This window comes from Streptomyces sp. NPDC091371 (assembly GCF_040684275.1).
Taxonomy (GTDB): Bacteria; Actinomycetota; Actinomycetes; order Streptomycetales; family Streptomycetaceae; genus Streptomyces.
Genome location: NZ_JBFBFP010000086.1, coordinates 1 through 15,262 on the forward strand (window position 1 = coordinate 1; position 15,262 = coordinate 15,262).

The 15,262-nt window shown below is 69.9% G+C and carries 16 protein-coding genes and 1 pseudogene; 12 read left to right on the plus strand and 5 right to left on the minus strand.

What is annotated here, in order from left to right:
- Nucleotides 1-789, plus strand: a pseudogene (locus AB0O21_RS39530) (hypothetical protein); the annotation flags it as partial.
- A gap of 76 nt (nt 790-865) precedes the next feature.
- Here AB0O21_RS39530 and lysS read toward each other — a convergent pair.
- Complete coding sequence (gene lysS, locus AB0O21_RS39535; protein WP_365180564.1) at nt 866-2,596, minus strand: lysine--tRNA ligase; 1,731 nt, start codon at nt 2,594-2,596, stop codon at nt 866-868.
- 168 nt (nt 2,597-2,764) lie between these two features.
- Between lysS and argS the strand changes: the two genes are divergently transcribed.
- The 4 genes from argS (at nt 2,765) to AB0O21_RS39555 (ending at nt 6,879) form a co-directional block, all read left to right on the plus strand.
- Nucleotides 2,765-4,534 carry an arginine--tRNA ligase gene (gene argS / locus AB0O21_RS39540; RefSeq protein ID WP_365180567.1) on the plus strand — a complete coding sequence of 590 codons (1,770 nt, stop codon included), beginning with the start codon at nt 2,765-2,767 and terminating at the stop codon, nt 4,532-4,534.
- Between the two features lie 178 nt (nt 4,535-4,712).
- A complete protein-coding gene (locus AB0O21_RS39545) occupies nt 4,713-5,240 on the plus strand; it encodes a DUF3995 domain-containing protein (protein ID WP_365180570.1) in 528 nt (175 codons plus the stop codon).
- Nucleotides 5,241-5,432: 192 nt separating this feature from the next.
- The gene (locus AB0O21_RS39550; RefSeq protein WP_365180572.1) at nt 5,433-5,828 is read left to right on the plus strand and encodes a hypothetical protein; all 396 of its coding nucleotides are present in this window, start codon (nt 5,433-5,435) and stop codon (nt 5,826-5,828) included.
- Nucleotides 5,829-5,928: 100 nt separating this feature from the next.
- A complete protein-coding gene (locus AB0O21_RS39555; protein ID WP_365180575.1) occupies nt 5,929-6,879 on the plus strand; it encodes a hypothetical protein in 951 nt (316 codons plus the stop codon).
- Between the two features lie 21 nt (nt 6,880-6,900).
- Here AB0O21_RS39555 and AB0O21_RS39560 read toward each other — a convergent pair whose 3' ends face one another.
- On the minus strand, nt 6,901-7,230 hold the full coding sequence (locus AB0O21_RS39560; RefSeq protein ID WP_365180578.1) for a LuxR C-terminal-related transcriptional regulator: 330 nt from the start codon (nt 7,228-7,230) through the stop codon (nt 6,901-6,903).
- A 348-nt stretch (nt 7,231-7,578) separates the two neighbouring features.
- Between AB0O21_RS39560 and AB0O21_RS39565 the strand changes: the two genes are divergently transcribed.
- Together AB0O21_RS39565 and AB0O21_RS39570 are read left to right on the plus strand one after the other, a co-directional pair.
- Nucleotides 7,579-7,974: a hypothetical protein gene (locus tag AB0O21_RS39565; protein ID WP_365180581.1), complete on the plus strand. Its 396-nt coding sequence runs from the start codon at nt 7,579-7,581 to the stop codon at nt 7,972-7,974.
- Between the two features lie 99 nt (nt 7,975-8,073).
- Complete coding sequence (locus AB0O21_RS39570) at nt 8,074-9,066, plus strand: hypothetical protein (protein ID WP_365180583.1); 993 nt, start codon at nt 8,074-8,076, stop codon at nt 9,064-9,066.
- A 5-nt stretch (nt 9,067-9,071) separates the two neighbouring features.
- Here the strand turns inward: AB0O21_RS39570 and AB0O21_RS39575 are convergent, their stop codons facing one another.
- Nucleotides 9,072-9,434 carry an ATP-binding protein gene (locus AB0O21_RS39575; protein WP_365180603.1) on the minus strand — a complete coding sequence of 121 codons (363 nt, stop codon included), beginning with the start codon at nt 9,432-9,434 and terminating at the stop codon, nt 9,072-9,074.
- Between the two features lie 179 nt (nt 9,435-9,613).
- Between AB0O21_RS39575 and AB0O21_RS39580 the strand changes: the two genes are divergently transcribed.
- The 3 genes from AB0O21_RS39580 to AB0O21_RS39590 are packed head-to-tail and all read left to right on the plus strand — an operon-like array spanning nt 9,614 to nt 11,067.
- On the plus strand, nt 9,614-10,399 hold the full coding sequence (locus AB0O21_RS39580; RefSeq protein ID WP_365180586.1) for a helix-turn-helix transcriptional regulator: 786 nt from the start codon (nt 9,614-9,616) through the stop codon (nt 10,397-10,399).
- Nucleotides 10,396-10,644 carry a DUF397 domain-containing protein gene (locus AB0O21_RS39585; protein WP_365180589.1) on the plus strand — a complete coding sequence of 83 codons (249 nt, stop codon included), beginning with the start codon at nt 10,396-10,398 and terminating at the stop codon, nt 10,642-10,644. Before AB0O21_RS39580 ends, AB0O21_RS39585 begins: the two co-directional genes overlap by 4 nt.
- A 3-nt stretch (nt 10,645-10,647) precedes the next feature.
- Nucleotides 10,648-11,067: a hypothetical protein gene (locus AB0O21_RS39590; protein WP_365180591.1), complete on the plus strand. Its 420-nt coding sequence runs from the start codon at nt 10,648-10,650 to the stop codon at nt 11,065-11,067.
- 3 nt (nt 11,068-11,070) lie between these two features.
- Here the strand turns inward: AB0O21_RS39590 and AB0O21_RS39595 are convergent, their stop codons facing one another.
- The gene (locus AB0O21_RS39595; protein WP_365180594.1) at nt 11,071-11,850 is read right to left on the minus strand and encodes a TetR/AcrR family transcriptional regulator; all 780 of its coding nucleotides are present in this window, start codon (nt 11,848-11,850) and stop codon (nt 11,071-11,073) included.
- Between the two features lie 109 nt (nt 11,851-11,959).
- On the opposite strand from AB0O21_RS39595, the gene AB0O21_RS39600 reads away from it, so the two are divergent.
- Both AB0O21_RS39600 and AB0O21_RS39605 read left to right on the plus strand, forming a co-directional pair.
- Entirely contained in the window at nt 11,960-12,880 is a 921-nt protein-coding gene (locus AB0O21_RS39600) for an ATP-binding cassette domain-containing protein (RefSeq protein WP_365180597.1), read from the plus strand.
- Complete coding sequence (locus tag AB0O21_RS39605; RefSeq protein ID WP_365180600.1) at nt 12,877-13,620, plus strand: ABC transporter permease; 744 nt, start codon at nt 12,877-12,879, stop codon at nt 13,618-13,620. The genes AB0O21_RS39600 and AB0O21_RS39605 overlap by 4 nt, the downstream gene beginning before the upstream one ends.
- A gap of 48 nt (nt 13,621-13,668) precedes the next feature.
- On the opposite strand, the gene AB0O21_RS39610 is transcribed toward AB0O21_RS39605, so the two are convergent.
- On the minus strand, nt 13,669-13,941 hold the full coding sequence (locus AB0O21_RS39610; protein ID WP_356511354.1) for a DUF1876 domain-containing protein: 273 nt from the start codon (nt 13,939-13,941) through the stop codon (nt 13,669-13,671).
- Between the last annotated feature and the right edge of the window lie 1,321 nt (nt 13,942-15,262).

A 15,262-nucleotide genomic window follows, 5' to 3' on the forward strand; every position in this document is an offset into this window, starting at 1 on the left:
GACCGGCTGATCTACCAGGCCCGCCTGCAGGCCCGTTACGGGCGCAGCTGGCGGCGCAAGGCTCCGGTGGAGGCGCTGATGCCGCTGCGGCTGGCGCGGATCGGTGTGCCGTTGTCGCAGACGGCCCCGGAGGGGCTGGCGGCGGCGGGGATCGAGCCGGCGCTGCTGCCTCCGGTGGAGCAGGTCGAGGTGGGGCTCGCGGCGGGGCCGATGGCTCCGGCGCTGGAGGCCCCGGCGGTGGAGACCGTCGGCCCGCAGGTGCAGGACGAGGGCCGGCCTTATGTGCAGGCCCAGGCCCCGGAGCCGGTCGTGACGCACGCGCCGCCGGCGTTCGCGGTGGATCCGACGGCGATGCCGGCGGCGCACAACAGTGCGTGGTTCGCGGCGCCGCTGGCTCCGCAGGCGGCGTACGAGGGCGGCTACAACCCGCAGTACGTCGAGGGTCTGGAGCCGACTCCGGTGATGCCCCCGGCGGGCCCGGAGGCGGAGCCGGCGCCGCGGCAGGAGCAGGAGCAGCTGCCGATACCGGCTCCGCGGCAGGAGGAGGAGCCGGAGGCGGCGGAGGACGCGGGCGCGCCGGACGAGGCGGAGTTCGCCGAGGCCGCGTACAAGGTGTTCCGCGCGCTGGTCGACGAGCAGAACGACTTCCCGACGGCCGAGGCGCTCGACATACACCTCTCGGACGGTTACGGCGTGACCCACCCGCGCAGCGGTTCGCTGCTGCGCCGCATGATCCCCGCGTTCAAGCAGCGCTACCAGACGGACCTGGAGAACGAGCACATCGCGTAGCCGGACGCCGGACGTCCGGCGTACGCGGAAGGGCCCGCACCCCCTCGGGGTGCGGGCCCTTTCCGTGTCACGGGCCTCAGGCGGCGAGCAGCTTGCGCACGCGGTCCGCCCCGACCGCGAGGAGCAGCGTGGGCAGGCGCGGGCCGGTCTCGCGGGTGACGAGGAGGCGGTAGAGGAGTGCGAAGAAGGTGCGCTGGGCGACCTTCAGCTCCGGGGTGGGCTTGGCGGCCGGGTCGAGGCCGGCCATGACCTTCGGGACTCCGTAGACGAGCGTGGTGAGTCCGTCGAGGGACCAGTGCGAGTCGAGGCCGTCGAGGAGCAGGCGGAGCGACTCGCGGCCCTCGTCGTCGAGCGACGACAGCTGCTCGGTGTCGGGCTCCTCGCGTACGAGGGTGCGCTGGTCGGCCGGGACCTGGGTGGTGATCCAGTTCTCGGCGCGGTCCAGGCGCGGCCGGACCTCGTCGAGCGAGGTGAGCGGCTGCGAGGGGTCGAGGTCGGTCAGGATGCGCAGGGTCTGCTCGTCGTGGCCGGCGGTGATGTCGACGACGGAGGCGAGCGTGCGGTACGGCATCGGGCGCGGGGTGCGCGGGAGTTCGCGGGAGGCGACGCGGACGGCGCGGCTGTGGGCGGCGGCGTCGGCGGGCAGGACGGTGCCGTCGGCGACCTTGGCCTCCAGCTTGTCCCACTCGTCGTAGAGCCGCTGGATCTCCTGGTCGAAGGCGATCTTGAAGGACTGGTTGGGGCGGCGGCGGGCGTAGAGCCAGCGCAGCAGCTGCGGTTCCATGATCTTCAGGGCGTCGGCCGGGGTGGGGACCCCGCCCTTGCTCGAGGACATCTTGGCCATGCCGCTGATGCCGACGAAGGCGTACATGGGGCCGATGGGCTGCTCGCCGCCGAAGATGCCGACGATCTGGCCGCCGACCTGGAAGGAGGAGCCGGGCGAGGAGTGGTCGACGCCGGAGGGCTCGAAGACGACGCCCTCGTAGGCCCAGCGCATGGGCCAGTCGACCTTCCAGACGAGCTTGCCGCGGTTGAACTCGCTGAGCTTGACCGTCTCGGTGAACTCGTCCTCGGTGCAGACGTAGGTCATCTCGGTCGTCTCGTCGTCGTACGAGGTGACCTTGGTGAAGTCCTTGCCGCATTCGCCGCAGTAGGGCTTGTACGGGAAGTAGCCGCCCTCGGCGCTGCTGCCGTCGTCCTCGGCGGCGGCGCCCGAGCCCTCGGCGGCTTCGAGCTCGGCCTCGTCGACCTGCTTCTGCTGGGGCTTCTTGCCGCCCGGCTTCTGCTTGGTGCGGTACTGGTCGAGGATCGCGTCGATGTCGCCGCGGTGCTTCATCGCGTGCAGGATCTGCTCGCGGTAGGTGCCGGCGGTGTACTGCTCGGTCTGGCTGATGGGGTCGTACTCGACGCCCAGTTCGGCCAGGGACTCGACCATGGCGGCCTTGAAGTGCTCGGCCCAGTTCGGGTACGGGGAGCCTTCGGGCGCGGGCACGGCGGTCAGCGGGCGGCCGATGTGCTGGGCGTGGGATTCCTCGGTGACGCCGGGGATGCCCTTGGGGACCTTGCGGTACCGGTCGTAGTCGTCCCAGGAGATGAGGTGGCGGACCTCGAAGCCGCGGCGGCGGATCTCGTCCGCGACCAGGTGCGGGGTCATGACCTCGCGGAGGTTGCCCAGGTGGATGGGGCCGGACGGGGAGAGTCCGGATGCCACGACCAGCGGTTTGCCGGGTGCTCGGCGCTCCGCCTCGGCGATGACCTCGTCCGCGAAACGGGAGACCCAGTCGGTCTCGGTGCTGCTCTGCGCCACGACACGTCCTTCTATCTCGAATGCTGGCTCCAGCCATTCTCCCAGACGTCCGCGGTCGCTCCGCGGTTGTTTTCTCCCGCGAAATGGGTGGGCCTCACGTGGGATACTCGGCACTTGTCGGAACAACCAAGTGCTCCCACCGGCACGACCTCACAGGAACGGCAGCTCATGGCCTCGGTCCCTTCCCTCGCTTCTTCCGTCGATCAGCGCGTCGCGGACGCCCTCGCCTCGGCTCTGCCGGAGGCCGGTGGCGCCGACCCGCTGCTGCGACGTAGCGACCGGGCCGACTTCCAGGCCAACGGCATCCTGGCGCTCGCGAAGAAGGCGAAGGCCAACCCGCGGGAGCTGGCGACGACGGTGGTCGAGGCCATCGCGACCGGTGACCTGATCCGGGAGATCGAGGTCTCGGGTCCGGGCTTCCTCAACATCACGATCACCGACAAGGCGATCATCGAGACCCTCGCGGCGCGGGCGGGCGACGACCGCCTCGGCGTGCCGCTCGCGGCGAAGCCGGGCACCACGGTGATCGACTACGCGCAGCCGAACGTCGCCAAGGAGATGCACGTCGGGCACCTGCGGTCCGCCGTGATCGGCGCGGCGATGGTGGAGATCCTGGAGTTCACGGGCGAGAAGGTGGTCCGCCGGCACCACATCGGCGACTGGGGCACCCAGTTCGGCATGCTCATCCAGTACCTGCTGGAGCACCCGCACGAGCTGGACCACAAGTCGGAGTCGGAGGTCTCCGGCGAGGAGGCCATGTCCAACCTCAACCGGCTGTACAAGGCCTCGCGTGCGCTCTTCGACTCCGACGAGGAGTTCAAGACGCGGGCCCGGGCCCGGGTGGTGGACCTCCAGGCGGGTGACCCGGAGACCCTCTCCCTCTGGCAGCGGTTCGTGGACGAGTCGAAGATCTACTTCTACTCCGTCTTCAACAAGCTGGACATGGACATCCAGGACCCCGACGTGATCGGCGAGTCCGGCTACAACGACATGCTGGTCGAGACGTGCAAGCTGCTGGAGGAGTCGGGCGTCGCCGTCCGCTCCAACGGCGCGCTGTGCGTGTTCTTCGACGACGTCAAGGGCCAGGACGGCAACCCGACGCCGCTGATCGTGCAGAAGTCGGACGGCGGCTTCGGCTACGCCGCGACGGACCTGTCGGCGATCCGCAACCGGGTCGCCGAGCTGGGCGCGACCGAGCTGGTCTACGTGGTGGACGCGCGGCAGTCCCTGCACTTCAAGATGGTCTTCGAGACGGCGCGCCGGGCGGGCTGGCTGAACGACGGGGTCAAGGCCGTCCAGCTGGCGTTCGGTACGGTCCTCGGCAAGGACGGCAAGCCGTTCAAGACCCGTGAGGGCGAGACGGTCCGGCTGGTGGACCTGCTCGACGAGGCCGTGGACCGGGCGACGGCCGTGGTCCGGGAGAAGGCCGAGAAGGTGGGCCTGACAGAGGCGGAGATCGTCGAGAACGGGCAGTACGTGGGCATCGGCGCGGTGAAGTACGCCGACCTGTCGACCTCGGCCTCCCGTGACTACAAGTTCGACCTGGACCAGATGGTCTCGCTGAACGGCGACACGTCGGTGTACCTCCAGTACGCGTACGCCCGGATCCGGTCCATCCTGCGCAAGGCGGGCGAGCGCACGCCGGCCGCGCACCCGGAGCTGGAGCTGGCGCCGTCGGAGCGGGCGCTGGGCCTGCACCTGGACGGTTTCGGCGAGCTGATCGCCGAGGCGGCCGCGGAGTACGCCCCGCACAAGGTGGCGGCGTACCTCTACCAGCTGTCGTCGCTGTTCACGACGTTCTACACGGAGTGCCCGGTGATCAAGCCGGAGCCGGAGCAGGTCGTCGCGGAGAACCGTCTGTTCCTGTGCGACCTGACGGCCCGCACCCTCGCGAAGGGCATGTCCCTGCTGGGCATCCGGACCCCCGAGAAGCTCTGACCCGTACGCACGAAGGCCCCGCCGTCCCGGCTCACGCACCGGGGGGCGGGGCCTTCTCGCGTCCCCGCCGCCACACCGAGCCGAAGGGTCGTGACGCAGGCCACAGGAATGTTCCGCCCGCGGTCCCCCTCCTTTCGTGTGCCGGGTTGTTCCAGCACCGAGGGCCGAGGGGGCTCGCATGAAGACCGCACAGAGCACGCAGACCACGCAGACCACGACACGACACCGGATGCGGACGGCTCGGGCCGTGGCCGGGGTGCTCGCCTTCGACGCGGTGGTGCACCTGTACTGGGCCACCGGGGCGACCTGGCCGGCCGCGGACGCGCAGGCCCTGTCGCTGGCCGTCCTCGGCCTGGAGGCACCCTTCACCCCGCGCGTGGTGATCCCGCTGGCCGCGCTGCTGCTGACCGGGGCGGGGGCCGTCCTCGCGTACGCCCGCGGCCGCGGCGGCCGGGCGGCACGGCTGGCCACGGGCGCGGTGGCGGCGGGGCTGGCCGTGCGGGGGCTGGCGGGCCTGGGGTGGGTCGCGGGGCTGGTCGGCAGCCCGGCCGGGAGCCCGTTCTACGTACTGAACCTGCTGCTCTACACGCCGGTGTGCCTGGGGCTCGCGTGGGCGGCGGCCCGGCTGTGCTTCCTTTCGGGCGTCGAAAGGAATCGGCCCGAAAGCAGTGCGGGGGCGGCCCGCGAAACCGCCCTCCACAATTGAGCGGCAGGCAACCTGAAGCACCCCGCACCGCCGCCACTATAAAGCTGAACACACGCCAGATCACCTGTACTCGGGGACAGTTGTCAAGGTCCGCAGGCGCATGATCGACTCCTCGGCTGTCAGGGGCCGGCCGAGTTCGCCGGCACCCGGGCCATCGAAAGCGGCAAGGAATTCGATCGAAAGGGAGAATTGATGAAGCTCAGCAATTCGCTGCGCACCTTCGCGGCCGCCGGCCTCGTCCTCGGTGCCGTCGCCGTCAGCGCCGGTCCGGCCTCGGCCCTCGAGAAGAACAACGTGCTCCAAGTCGGGGAGTTGGGCCTGTTCTGCTACGGGAACCAGACCGGCTCGGTCTTCGACCTGTACTACCGCGACGAGAACTTCGGGGACGACAAGTTCAAGGGCACGCTGACCTGCGCCGGGCAGACCCCGAACGACAACACGGAGTCCTACCTCAGCAAGGACACCTACACCTGGGACGTCTACACGGACTGGAAGCGCCAGGGCTACAGCCACTCCATCGACCCCGGGGGGCGGGCCGGGCTGACCCCGTGGTACTTCAACACGCTGTCCTCGGCCTACCCCCGCTGAGCACACCGGCCCGGAGCACACCCGAGATACGGCTGTTCCGCCCGCGAGCCCGGGCGGAACCGCCGCTTCCCCGCATGTCAGCCATCCCCATCGGAGCCGCATGTTCTCGCCCCGCCCCCACCGCCCCACCCTGACGGCCTCCGCGGCCGTACTGGCGCTCCTTCTGGCCGGGTGCTCGCAGTCGGGCGGCAACCCCGACGAGGAACCCGCCATCGGCGCCGCGCCCAAGCTGCTCGAAAGCCGCGATCTCGCCTTCCCGATGGACGCCTACCTTCCGGACAACCGGCAGCAGGGGGTACTCGCCGAGGCGCAGGACGTCCTCACCGACCAGTGCATGCAGCGCTTCGGCTTCCGCTACCAGTTGCGGCGCAAGGCCGAATCGGAGGCCCTGCACGACTACAGCCGGCGGTACGGGCTCTCCGATCCGGCCAACGCGGCCCGGCTCGGCTACGACGACCCCCGGGGCTCCGGCCGGCAGAAGCCCGCGCAGCCGGAACTCGGGCCCAACGAGCAGCTCGTGCTGCACGGGCTGGACGTGGATCCCTCCCTCCCGGTCCCCGCAAGCCAGGAGGAGGCCGAGAAGTCCGATGCGGCGACCACGGTCGTCGGCGGCCAGAAGGTCCCGGCGGGCGGCTGCCTGCGCGAGAGCAATCTGAAGCTGTTCACACCCACCAAGGACACGGTGGAGCCCATGCACGTGCAGGGCCTGGGCAGGGACGCCTACGCCCGCTCCCGCAAGGACAGCAGGGTCGTCAAGGCCTTCACGTCTTGGAGCGAATGCATGGGCGGGCACGGATACACCGTCGCCAGCCCGATGGACAAGCCGCCCGGCATCGACGACTCCAACCTCAGCAGCCCGCAGGCCATCGCCATGGCCAACCAGGACATCGGCTGCAAGAGGGAGACCAACCTCGTGGGCATCTGGCACACGGTGGAACTCGCCTACCAGGACCGGGCGATCGAGCAGAACGCCGAGACGCTGGACCGGGCGAAGAAGCAGCTCGACGAGCGGATGAAGCTCGCCGCCTCCCTCATCGCGGCCGGCCGCTGACCCGCGGGCGGGGGAACCCGCTCAGACGTGTCCGGCGGGGCAGGCGGCGATCTGGTGGTAGACCGCGAGCAGGCACGTCTGGATCCGGGAAATGCCGCCCAGTTTGCCGCGGAGGTTCTCCAGATGGAATTTGACCGTCCGAATGGCCATCCCGAGGCTCGCCGCAAGGTCCTCGTTCGTGGGTCCGCACGTCATCGCGTCGAACACCTCGCGTTCCCGATCGGTCAAATCGGGAATCGCCGTGAGCGCTCGCTGAATCCATTCCGATTCGGCGCCCCACCGCCCCCGCACGCCGAGCCGGCAGCACGGGCAGCAGTCGTTATCGGCACCGAGGCCCACTGCAGCACTCAAGGTCTTCCTGCCTGTAGCGGTGGAAACGACGTCACAAGAGCGAAGTACCAGCGCCGATCGTAGCTTTCCCCGACAGGCGGGCACATTTGACACTTGCCACATTGTTGACGGGTCGTCACCATCGCTTCACCCAAAGGGAGTCCCCCGGTTACCGATCAGAGGAAATCGCGAACCGGATAGCGGATGTCCCGTCACCCACGGGTCACCGGACACGCCAAGTTTCCTGTACTCGCGGACAGTTGCGAGACAGGCCGCAGCGTGATCCACTCCATGGCGGTCGAAGCCGCGCCCTGAATGGCCACGATCCCGCCCCCGAAATTGCGACAGTTTGTCCGAAAGGCATGACTGATGAAGCTTCGTAATTCCCTGCGCACCGTCGCGACCGCCGGCCTGGTCCTCAGCGCGGTCGCCGTCGGCGCCGGTCCGGCCTCCGCCGCCGAAAAGGACGGCTGGCTCAACGAGGGCGAGCTCGGCCTGTTCTGCTGGCAGGACCAGTCGAACTCGGTCTTCGACCTCTACGAGATCGACATCAACTTCTACAACGACAATTTCAAGGGCACCAGGAGCTGCGCCGGGCAGCTGACGGACAACAACACGGAGTCCTGGTCGAACCGGGACACCTACACGTGGAAGGTGTACACCGGCTCGGGCGGCCAGGGCTACATGACCACCCTCGGGTCCGGTGGCAGGGGCAACCTGAACTCGACCTTCTTCAACCAGATCACCTCGGCCTTCTGGCACTAGGCCCGCACCCGAAGTCGGCTCCGCCCGCCGCCCGCGAGCGGAGCCACCCCACGTCGCAGCCGCCCCACGTCGCAGCCGCCCCCGCCATCCGGAGCCACCATGTTCTCGCCGCATGCCCGACGCGCCGCCCTGGCGGCCTCCGCAGCCGTACTGGCGCTCCTGCTGACCGGCTGCTCGCAGCCGGGCGACGTCAAGGCCGACTCCAAGTCCGGCGGCAAGGCCGACCCAGACGCCGGCAAGGAACCCGCCATCGGCGCCGTACCGACGCTGCTCGAGAGCCGGAGCCTCACGTTCCCGCTCGCGGCCTACATCCCGGACAGCCGCCAGCTCGGAGTGCTCGACGAGGCGCAGGACGTCCTCATCGACCAGTGCATGCAGCGCTACGGCTTCCGCTACCAGCAGCGCCGCAGGGCGGACCAGGCGGCCAAGCAGGACGAGAACCGCCGCTACGGCATCTCCGACCCGGCCGAGGCGGCCAGTTCCGGCTACGCGAACCCGCGGCTCGGCCAGACCACCAGGCCCCCTCGGCAGACCCTCGGCCCCAACGAGAAGCTCGTCCTCAACGGGCTGGACGTGGACCCGTCGCTGAAGGTCCCGATGAGCCAGGAGGAGGCCGAGAAGTCCGACGTGGCCACCACGGTCGTCGGCGGCCAGAAGGTTCCGGCGGGCGGCTGCCTGCGCGAGAGCGCGCTGAAGCTGTTCACGCCCACGAAGGACACGGTGGACGGCATGGTCGCGCAGGGCCACGGCCTCGACGCCTACGGCCGCGCCCAGAAGGACAGCCGGGTCGCGGCGGCGGTCAAGTCCTGGAGCGAGTGCATGGGCCGGCACGGCTACGCCTCCTACACCGACCCGACGAGCCTGCCGCCCGGCATCGACGAGGGCAGCCTCGGCAGCCCGCAGGCGGTCACCGCGGCCACCAAGGACGTGGCCTGCAAGAAGGAAACCAACCTGGTGGGCATCTGGTACACGGTCGAAGTCGCCTACCAGCAGCGCACGATCGAGCGGAACGCGGAAACGCTGGACCTGGCGAAGAAGCAGCTGGACGCGCGCATGAAGCTGGCGGCGACCCTGCTGGCCGCGGGGGCCTGACCCGCTCAGCGGTGTACGAGCTCGCACCACACGACCTTGCCGGGCGAGCGCGGCAGCACGCCCCACCCGTCGGAGACGGCCCCGACGAGCGTCAGCCCGCGCCCGGGCGGCCGGCCGTTGATGCGCGACAGCCCGGGCCCGCTGTCGTGCACCTCGATCCGGACGGCGGAGTCGGTGCCGATCAGCCGGAGCAGGTAGCCGCGCCCCCGGGGGACACCGTGCCGCAGGGCGTTGGTGGCCAGCTCGCTCACGCAGAGCAACAGGTCGTCGTGGCGGGCGGTCACGCCCCACGTGTGGAGGGTGTCACGTGTGAAGTGGCGCGCGGCCTGGACGGTTTGGGGTGAGCGCGGGTAGAGGCGCTCGCGCATGAGGGCGGCCTGGGTATCTGGATTCACGGGACGATCGTCGCGTTACGTGACTACCGTGGAGCAGTACGTCGACCCGTACTCATTGATGAGTACGGGTTGGTACGGGGTATCGCGCGTGCGCGGGTGGGGAGTTCGTAGTCATGCCACCGAGGAAACGCCCACGGCCGAACGCGACGACCATGAAGATGGTCGGCAAGCAGGTGGCCGCCGGCCGGGTCGCCAAGAATCTGACTCAGAGGCAACTTGCAGAGTTGGTGCGGCTGGACGAACAGTCCATCGCTTCGATCGAGCAGGGCCGTCGGGCCTTGATGCCGAACGTCGCGGAGCTGATGGATCAGTGCCTGGGCCTGCCGGGGCTGCTTGCGGTGGCAGCCAACGAGATGCCAGAGGTGGACGTGATCCCGCCCTACGCCGAGGAGTACATGGACCTCGAAGACCGGGCGATCGCATTGTCTTGGTACGAGTGCATGCGCATCCCAGGCCTCTTGCAGACGGAGAACTACGCTCGGGCCCTCTTCCGCGTTCGCGTCCCTGCCCGCGCCGAAGAGGAGATCGAGAACCTGACCGCGAGGCGCGTGAAGCGGCAGGTAATTCTGCGCCGCAGGGTCCCGCCCAGTCTCAGCTTCATCATCTGGGAGGCGGTGTTCAAGGACCGCATCGGCGGCGACGAGGTGTACGCGGAACAGCTACGTCACCTGCTCGCCTGCATGGATCTCCCGAGCGTCACACTCCAGGTGATGCCCTTCGGTCGCACCACGCACGCTGGTCTCAACGGGCCGTTCATCCTCCTGGAGACACCCGATCACCAGCACCTCGCCTACTCCGAGACGCAGCACGGAAGCCTGCTGATGTCCTCGCCGGATGAGGTCAGCATCCTGGCGCGCAAGTATGCAATGCTGCGAACACAGGCCCTCAACCCCGAGTTGACGCGGGGCCTGTTGGAGCAACTGCTAGGAGAGCCGTGAGCCCCACCGCACTGAAGTGGTTCAAGTCCAGCTACAGCGACACCGACGGCGGTGCATGCCTAGAAGTCGCCGTCGCCTGGCAGAAGTCCTCGTACAGCGACACTGACGGCGGCCAATGCGTCGAGGTCGCCACCTGCGCCTCCGCCATCCACGTCCGGGACTCCAAGGTCACCGACGGCCCCGTCCTGGATCTCGCCCCCACCGCTTGGGCCGCGCTCACCGACTGGGCCCGTTCGGCCCTCTGAGACATGGACGCCGAGGACTACGCGTCGATTCACCGTGCCATCCAGGCGCTCTCCACGCGCTACAGCGCCCCCACGCTCAACGGAAGCATGGAGGCGTGGGCGGACTTCGTGGCGGAGGTCGAAGAGGGAATCGACACCACGCACGCCTGGGAGTTCGACAACGACGCGGCCCCTCGCGACTGGCTCCACCGCGCCTGGCCGATCCTCACCGAGCCGGTCCGCGCACTCCGGCAGCCCGAGCTGGACGCCCTGGACCAGCGGTTCCGCGCCGCCACGGCCCCGATCAAGGCGTTCGGCATGAGCGCGAGCGAGGTCGCGGCACACCCCCAGTGGTGGCAGTGTCGCTACCCGCTCCGGGTCACCGGGGACCCGACCGACCCGCTGCCTTCGTCGTGGGACCCGCCACCGCTCCACGTCGAGTGAAGCTCAGGACTCCGCACGCCGCTCGTCGATCAGCTCGGCCAGGCCGTCCAGCAGGCGGCCCAGGCCGAAGTTGAACTGGAAGTTCGGGTCGTCCGAGCCGGTGAACGCGTCCGACTCCAGCAGCCGCGTCACCGCCGGGTGGCTGTCCGGGCGGGTGAGGAGCCGGAGCGTGCGCACGTACTGGCCCACGACCTGGTCCGGCGCGACCCCGCTCTTGATGATGGCGTCCATCATGTCGGCGGCCATCGTGGCCTCGTTCCGTACGAGGCCGCCGATCAGGATGATCGCCGACAGCTTCTCGCTCTCCCGCAGGCCGGTGCCGGCCATGGCGGCGAGTCCGCGTTCCATCCAGGCGAGCTGGTTCGGGGTGGCCGGCGGGGCCGTGATCGGGATGCGCAGGATCCACGAGTTGGTCATGAGGAGCGTGCGCTGCGCGTACGCCCAGTCCGACAGGAGCTCGCGCCATCCCCACCCCTCCGCCTCCGGCGGCAGCGGCGGCGGGGTGCCGGCCCCCGCGTCGGACATCAGGATGTACAGCTCCTCCTTCGCCGTGACGTAGCGGTAGAGGGACATCGTCGAGACGCCCAACTCCTTGGCCACCCGGCCCATGGAGACGGCGTCCATCCCCTCCGTCGCGGCGAGCGCGACGGCCGCGTCCACGATCCGCGGGAGCGTGAGCGTGGGGCGCGGGCCCTTGCCGGGGCGTTCTCGCAGGCCCCAGGCCATTTCCAGGCTCGCCGGGAGACCGGTGCCCGCGCTGCCGCCGTCTTCTTCGTTCGCCATCGCCGCCCCTCCTTCCCTCGCCCGCTCGCTCTTACGTCGTTGACGCACATCCTAGTTCTGTGTATTACTTACGCAGTAGTGCGTAGCCCATACACAGAAGGGGGACGGCATGGAGAGCTACGGAATCCACGCCACCGGTCTGACCAAGTCCTACGAAGCCGTGCGCGTCCTCGACGGCATCGACCTCGCCGTCCCGCGCGGCAGCGTCCTGGCCCTCCTCGGCCCCAACGGGGCCGGGAAGACCACCACCGTCCGGATCCTCGCGACCCTCACGGACCCCGACTCCGGCACCGCCCGCGTCGCCGGCCACGACACCGCGTCCGCCCGGGCCCGCGTACGCCGCGCCATCAGCCTCACCGGGCAGTTCGCGGCCGTCGACGACCTGCAGACCGGCGCCGAAATGCTCCGCATGATGGGCCGGCTGCGCGGGCTGAATGCCCGGGCGGCCGCCGCCCGGGCCGACGAGCTGCTCGAGCGCTTCGGGCTCGCCGAGGCCGGCGGACGTACGGCCAAGACCTACTCGGGCGGGATGCGGCGCCGCCTCGACCTCGCCGCGAGCCTGGTCTCCCAGCCGGAGGTGATCTTCCTGGACGAGCCGACGACCGGCCTCGACCCGCGCAGCCGCCAGGAGCTGTGGGACCTCGTACGGGAACTGCGCGCGGACGGCACGACCGTGCTGCTCACCACCCAGTACCTGGAGGAGGCCGACCAGCTCGCCGACCGCGTCGCGGTCCTGGCCGACGGGCGCGTCGCCGCCGAGGGCACCCCGGCCGAGCTCAAGTCCCGCGTCGCGGGACACCGCCTCGACCTCACCCTCACCGACCGGGCCGCCTACGAGGCACTGGCCCCGCGCGCGGTCCACCTCGACCCGGAGGAGCTCACCCTGGGCGTGGCCACCGACGGGAGCGCCGCGCACGTGCGGGCGCTGCTCGACGAACTCGACCCGCAACGCAGCGTTGTGGACCGGTTCGCGGTCCGCAGCGCCACCCTCGACGACGTATTCCTCGCCCTGACGGGAGCCGACCGATGACCGCCGCACTCTCCCTCGCCGGCCGCAGCCTGCGCATCAGCCGCCGCAGCCCCGACGCGCTGATCGCGGCGCTGATGCTCCCCGTGATGCTGATGCTGATCTTCGTCTACTTCTTCGGCGGCGCCATCGACACCGGGACGGAGTACGTGACGTACGTGGTCCCCGGCGCCATGCTGCTCTGCGCGGGCTTCGGCGCGGCGAGCACCGCCGTCAGCGTCGCGGACGACATGAAGAACGGGGTCGTCGACCGCTTCCGCTCCCTCGACATCGGCGGCGTCCCGATCCTGGCCGGGCACGTCACGGCCTCCGTCCTGCGGAACCTGCTGTCCACCACCCTCGTGCTCGCCGTCGCCCTCGCCATCGGCTTCCGGCCCGAGGCCGGCCCGCTCGCCTTCCTGGCGGCGGCCGGGCTGCTGTTCGCGTACATCACGGCGATCTCGTGGCTGGCAGCGGTGCTGGGGCTGCTCGCCAAGTCGCCGGAGGCGGCGGGCGGGTTCACGTTCCTGATGATGTTCCTGCCGTACCCGTCCAGCGCCTTCGTGCCGATCAACACGATGCCCAGCTGGCTGCACGGCTTCGCGGAGAACCAGCCGCTGACCCCGGTGATCGAATCCCTGCGCGCGCTGCTGCTGGCGCAGCCCGCGGGGAACTCCCCCTGGGTGGCCCTCGCCTGGTGCGCCGGCATCACGGCGGTGGCCGTGACCCTGGCGGGCGTCCTGTTCCGCGGCCGGACCCGCTGACGAACTCCTGGCGGAGCCCGTCAGTGGGGATCTGCCCGCCCGCTCCGCTCAACGATTGAGCGGGTAGGAATGACGGCCCGTAGCTTCATCGATCTCGGAGTGGGCCTTCTGCAGCATCTGCGACGCGAGATCCATGAGCGCACGGGCGCCCGCGATCTCTTCCCCGACCCTCAGCTGCTCCGGGTCGGAGGGGTGGCGCATGGCGTAGCCGTGCGCCCTGATCTCGGAGCCGTCCCCGAGCCTGACCAGGGCCGCCGCGCTGGTGCGGTGGCCCTCCTCGGTGAATTCGAGATCCACATGCCACCCGACGAGTGTGGTCATGGTGCATCACCTCCAGGGGGTCACCCTGTCTCCAGGGTGCACCTGAGGCATGCGGGGCGCGAGCGGGGGTGGCGCTCGTCGCCCACCCGCCCCTCTCGGGGGTGGGGCGGGCGGGCGACAGCCCAGCGGGGTGGGGCGGGGGTGCGGGATGGCGGGGTCCGGGCCGGGCGGAATCAGAGAAGGCGCGGGGGGTTTCCCGTCAGTCCCATAGTCCTTCCGTGTCGGGCCGGCCTGTAAAGGGCGCTCACTTCGTTCGCGTCGCTGCGCGATGGCCTTCGGCCACCCTTGACAGGCCGTCCCGCCACGGAAAGACAAGAGACTGCCGGGAAACCCCCAAAAGAACGGGCCGGTCCGAAGGAGATGGACGGGCCAGTCAGGGATGTCCGACCCCGCCCGGCAGGGGGCACGCCTTGCCTCAGGCCCTCCCAGGCCGGTTCCCAGCCCGGGCAGGCGGACAGCCACCCCCAAACCTCGACCACAACGAGCTCAGGGCCGGGGGCGCGTCAAATCGCTACGCGCTTCTCGATCAGGCGTCTGCGACCGGTCTTGGGCTGGTCATAAGCCGCCAACGATCGCTACGCGCTCCTCCACGACGGCGACTGACCGCCGTCCCGGGCTGATCTAGGCGCCACGGATCGCTACGCGCTCCTCCATGACGGCGTCCGGCGGCAGTCTGGGGCTGGTCTAGGCGCCACGGATCGCTACACGCTCCTCCATGACGGCGTCTGACCGCCGTCCGGGGCGGAAACGGCCCCGAACAGCGGCTATTTCGAGCTGTATTCACGTCAGGCGAGACAGCGGACGAAAAGACCAGGCAGCATGTACCAATTGGGGTGATTTGGGAGTGGGTCTTTGGTGACGTCCTCGTCCTGACGTGAATCCAGCTCGGATGGGCCGAGGAATCGCTCCCAGATCCCATGACCGGCCCTTTCTCTGGTGTCTTTCATCCCCATCAACCCCGGACGGCCGCCGGTCGCCGTCATTGAGGAGCGCGTAGCGATCTGCGGCGGCTTATGACCAGCCCAAGAGGGCCGCAGACGCCGTCTTCGAGGAGCGCGTAGCGATTTGACGCGCCCACCGCCGCCCGAGGCTCTTGTGGTCGAGGTTCATTGGCGGCTGCGCCGCCTGCCCGGTCCGGGAACCGGCCCGGGAGGGCCCGAGGCAGGGCGCGCCCCCTACCGGGCGGGGCCGGACATCCCTGGCTGACCCGTCTCTCGTCTCTATCCCCCGGCCCGTTCTTTTGGGGGTTTCCCGGCAGTCTCTTGTCTTTCCGTGGCGGAATGGCTTGTCAAGGGTGGCCGAAGGCCATCGCGAAGCGACG

Bases quoted from the DNA above. Each gene is read 5' to 3' on its own strand.
- argS (WP_365180567.1), top strand. From the start codon at position 2,765: ATGGCCTCGGTCCCTTCCCTCGCTTCTTCCGTCGATCAGCGCGTCGCG.
- AB0O21_RS39545 (WP_365180570.1), top strand. From the start codon at position 4,713: ATGAAGACCGCACAGAGCACGCAGACCACGCAGACCACGACACGACAC.
- AB0O21_RS39550 (WP_365180572.1), top strand. From the start codon at position 5,433: ATGAAGCTCAGCAATTCGCTGCGCACCTTCGCGGCCGCCGGCCTCGTC.
- AB0O21_RS39555 (WP_365180575.1), top strand. From the start codon at position 5,929: ATGTTCTCGCCCCGCCCCCACCGCCCCACCCTGACGGCCTCCGCGGCC.
- AB0O21_RS39565 (WP_365180581.1), top strand. From the start codon at position 7,579: ATGAAGCTTCGTAATTCCCTGCGCACCGTCGCGACCGCCGGCCTGGTC.
- AB0O21_RS39570 (WP_365180583.1), top strand. From the start codon at position 8,074: ATGTTCTCGCCGCATGCCCGACGCGCCGCCCTGGCGGCCTCCGCAGCC.
- AB0O21_RS39575 (WP_365180603.1), bottom strand. From the start codon at position 9,434: ATGCGCGAGCGCCTCTACCCGCGCTCACCCCAAACCGTCCAGGCCGCG.
- AB0O21_RS39580 (WP_365180586.1), top strand. From the start codon at position 9,614: ATGAAGATGGTCGGCAAGCAGGTGGCCGCCGGCCGGGTCGCCAAGAAT.
- AB0O21_RS39590 (WP_365180591.1), top strand. From the start codon at position 10,648: ATGGACGCCGAGGACTACGCGTCGATTCACCGTGCCATCCAGGCGCTC.
- AB0O21_RS39595 (WP_365180594.1), bottom strand. From the start codon at position 11,850: ATGGCGAACGAAGAAGACGGCGGCAGCGCGGGCACCGGTCTCCCGGCG.
- AB0O21_RS39600 (WP_365180597.1), top strand. From the start codon at position 11,960: ATGGAGAGCTACGGAATCCACGCCACCGGTCTGACCAAGTCCTACGAA.
- AB0O21_RS39605 (WP_365180600.1), top strand. From the start codon at position 12,877: ATGACCGCCGCACTCTCCCTCGCCGGCCGCAGCCTGCGCATCAGCCGC.
- AB0O21_RS39610 (WP_356511354.1), bottom strand. From the start codon at position 13,941: ATGACCACACTCGTCGGGTGGCATGTGGATCTCGAATTCACCGAGGAG.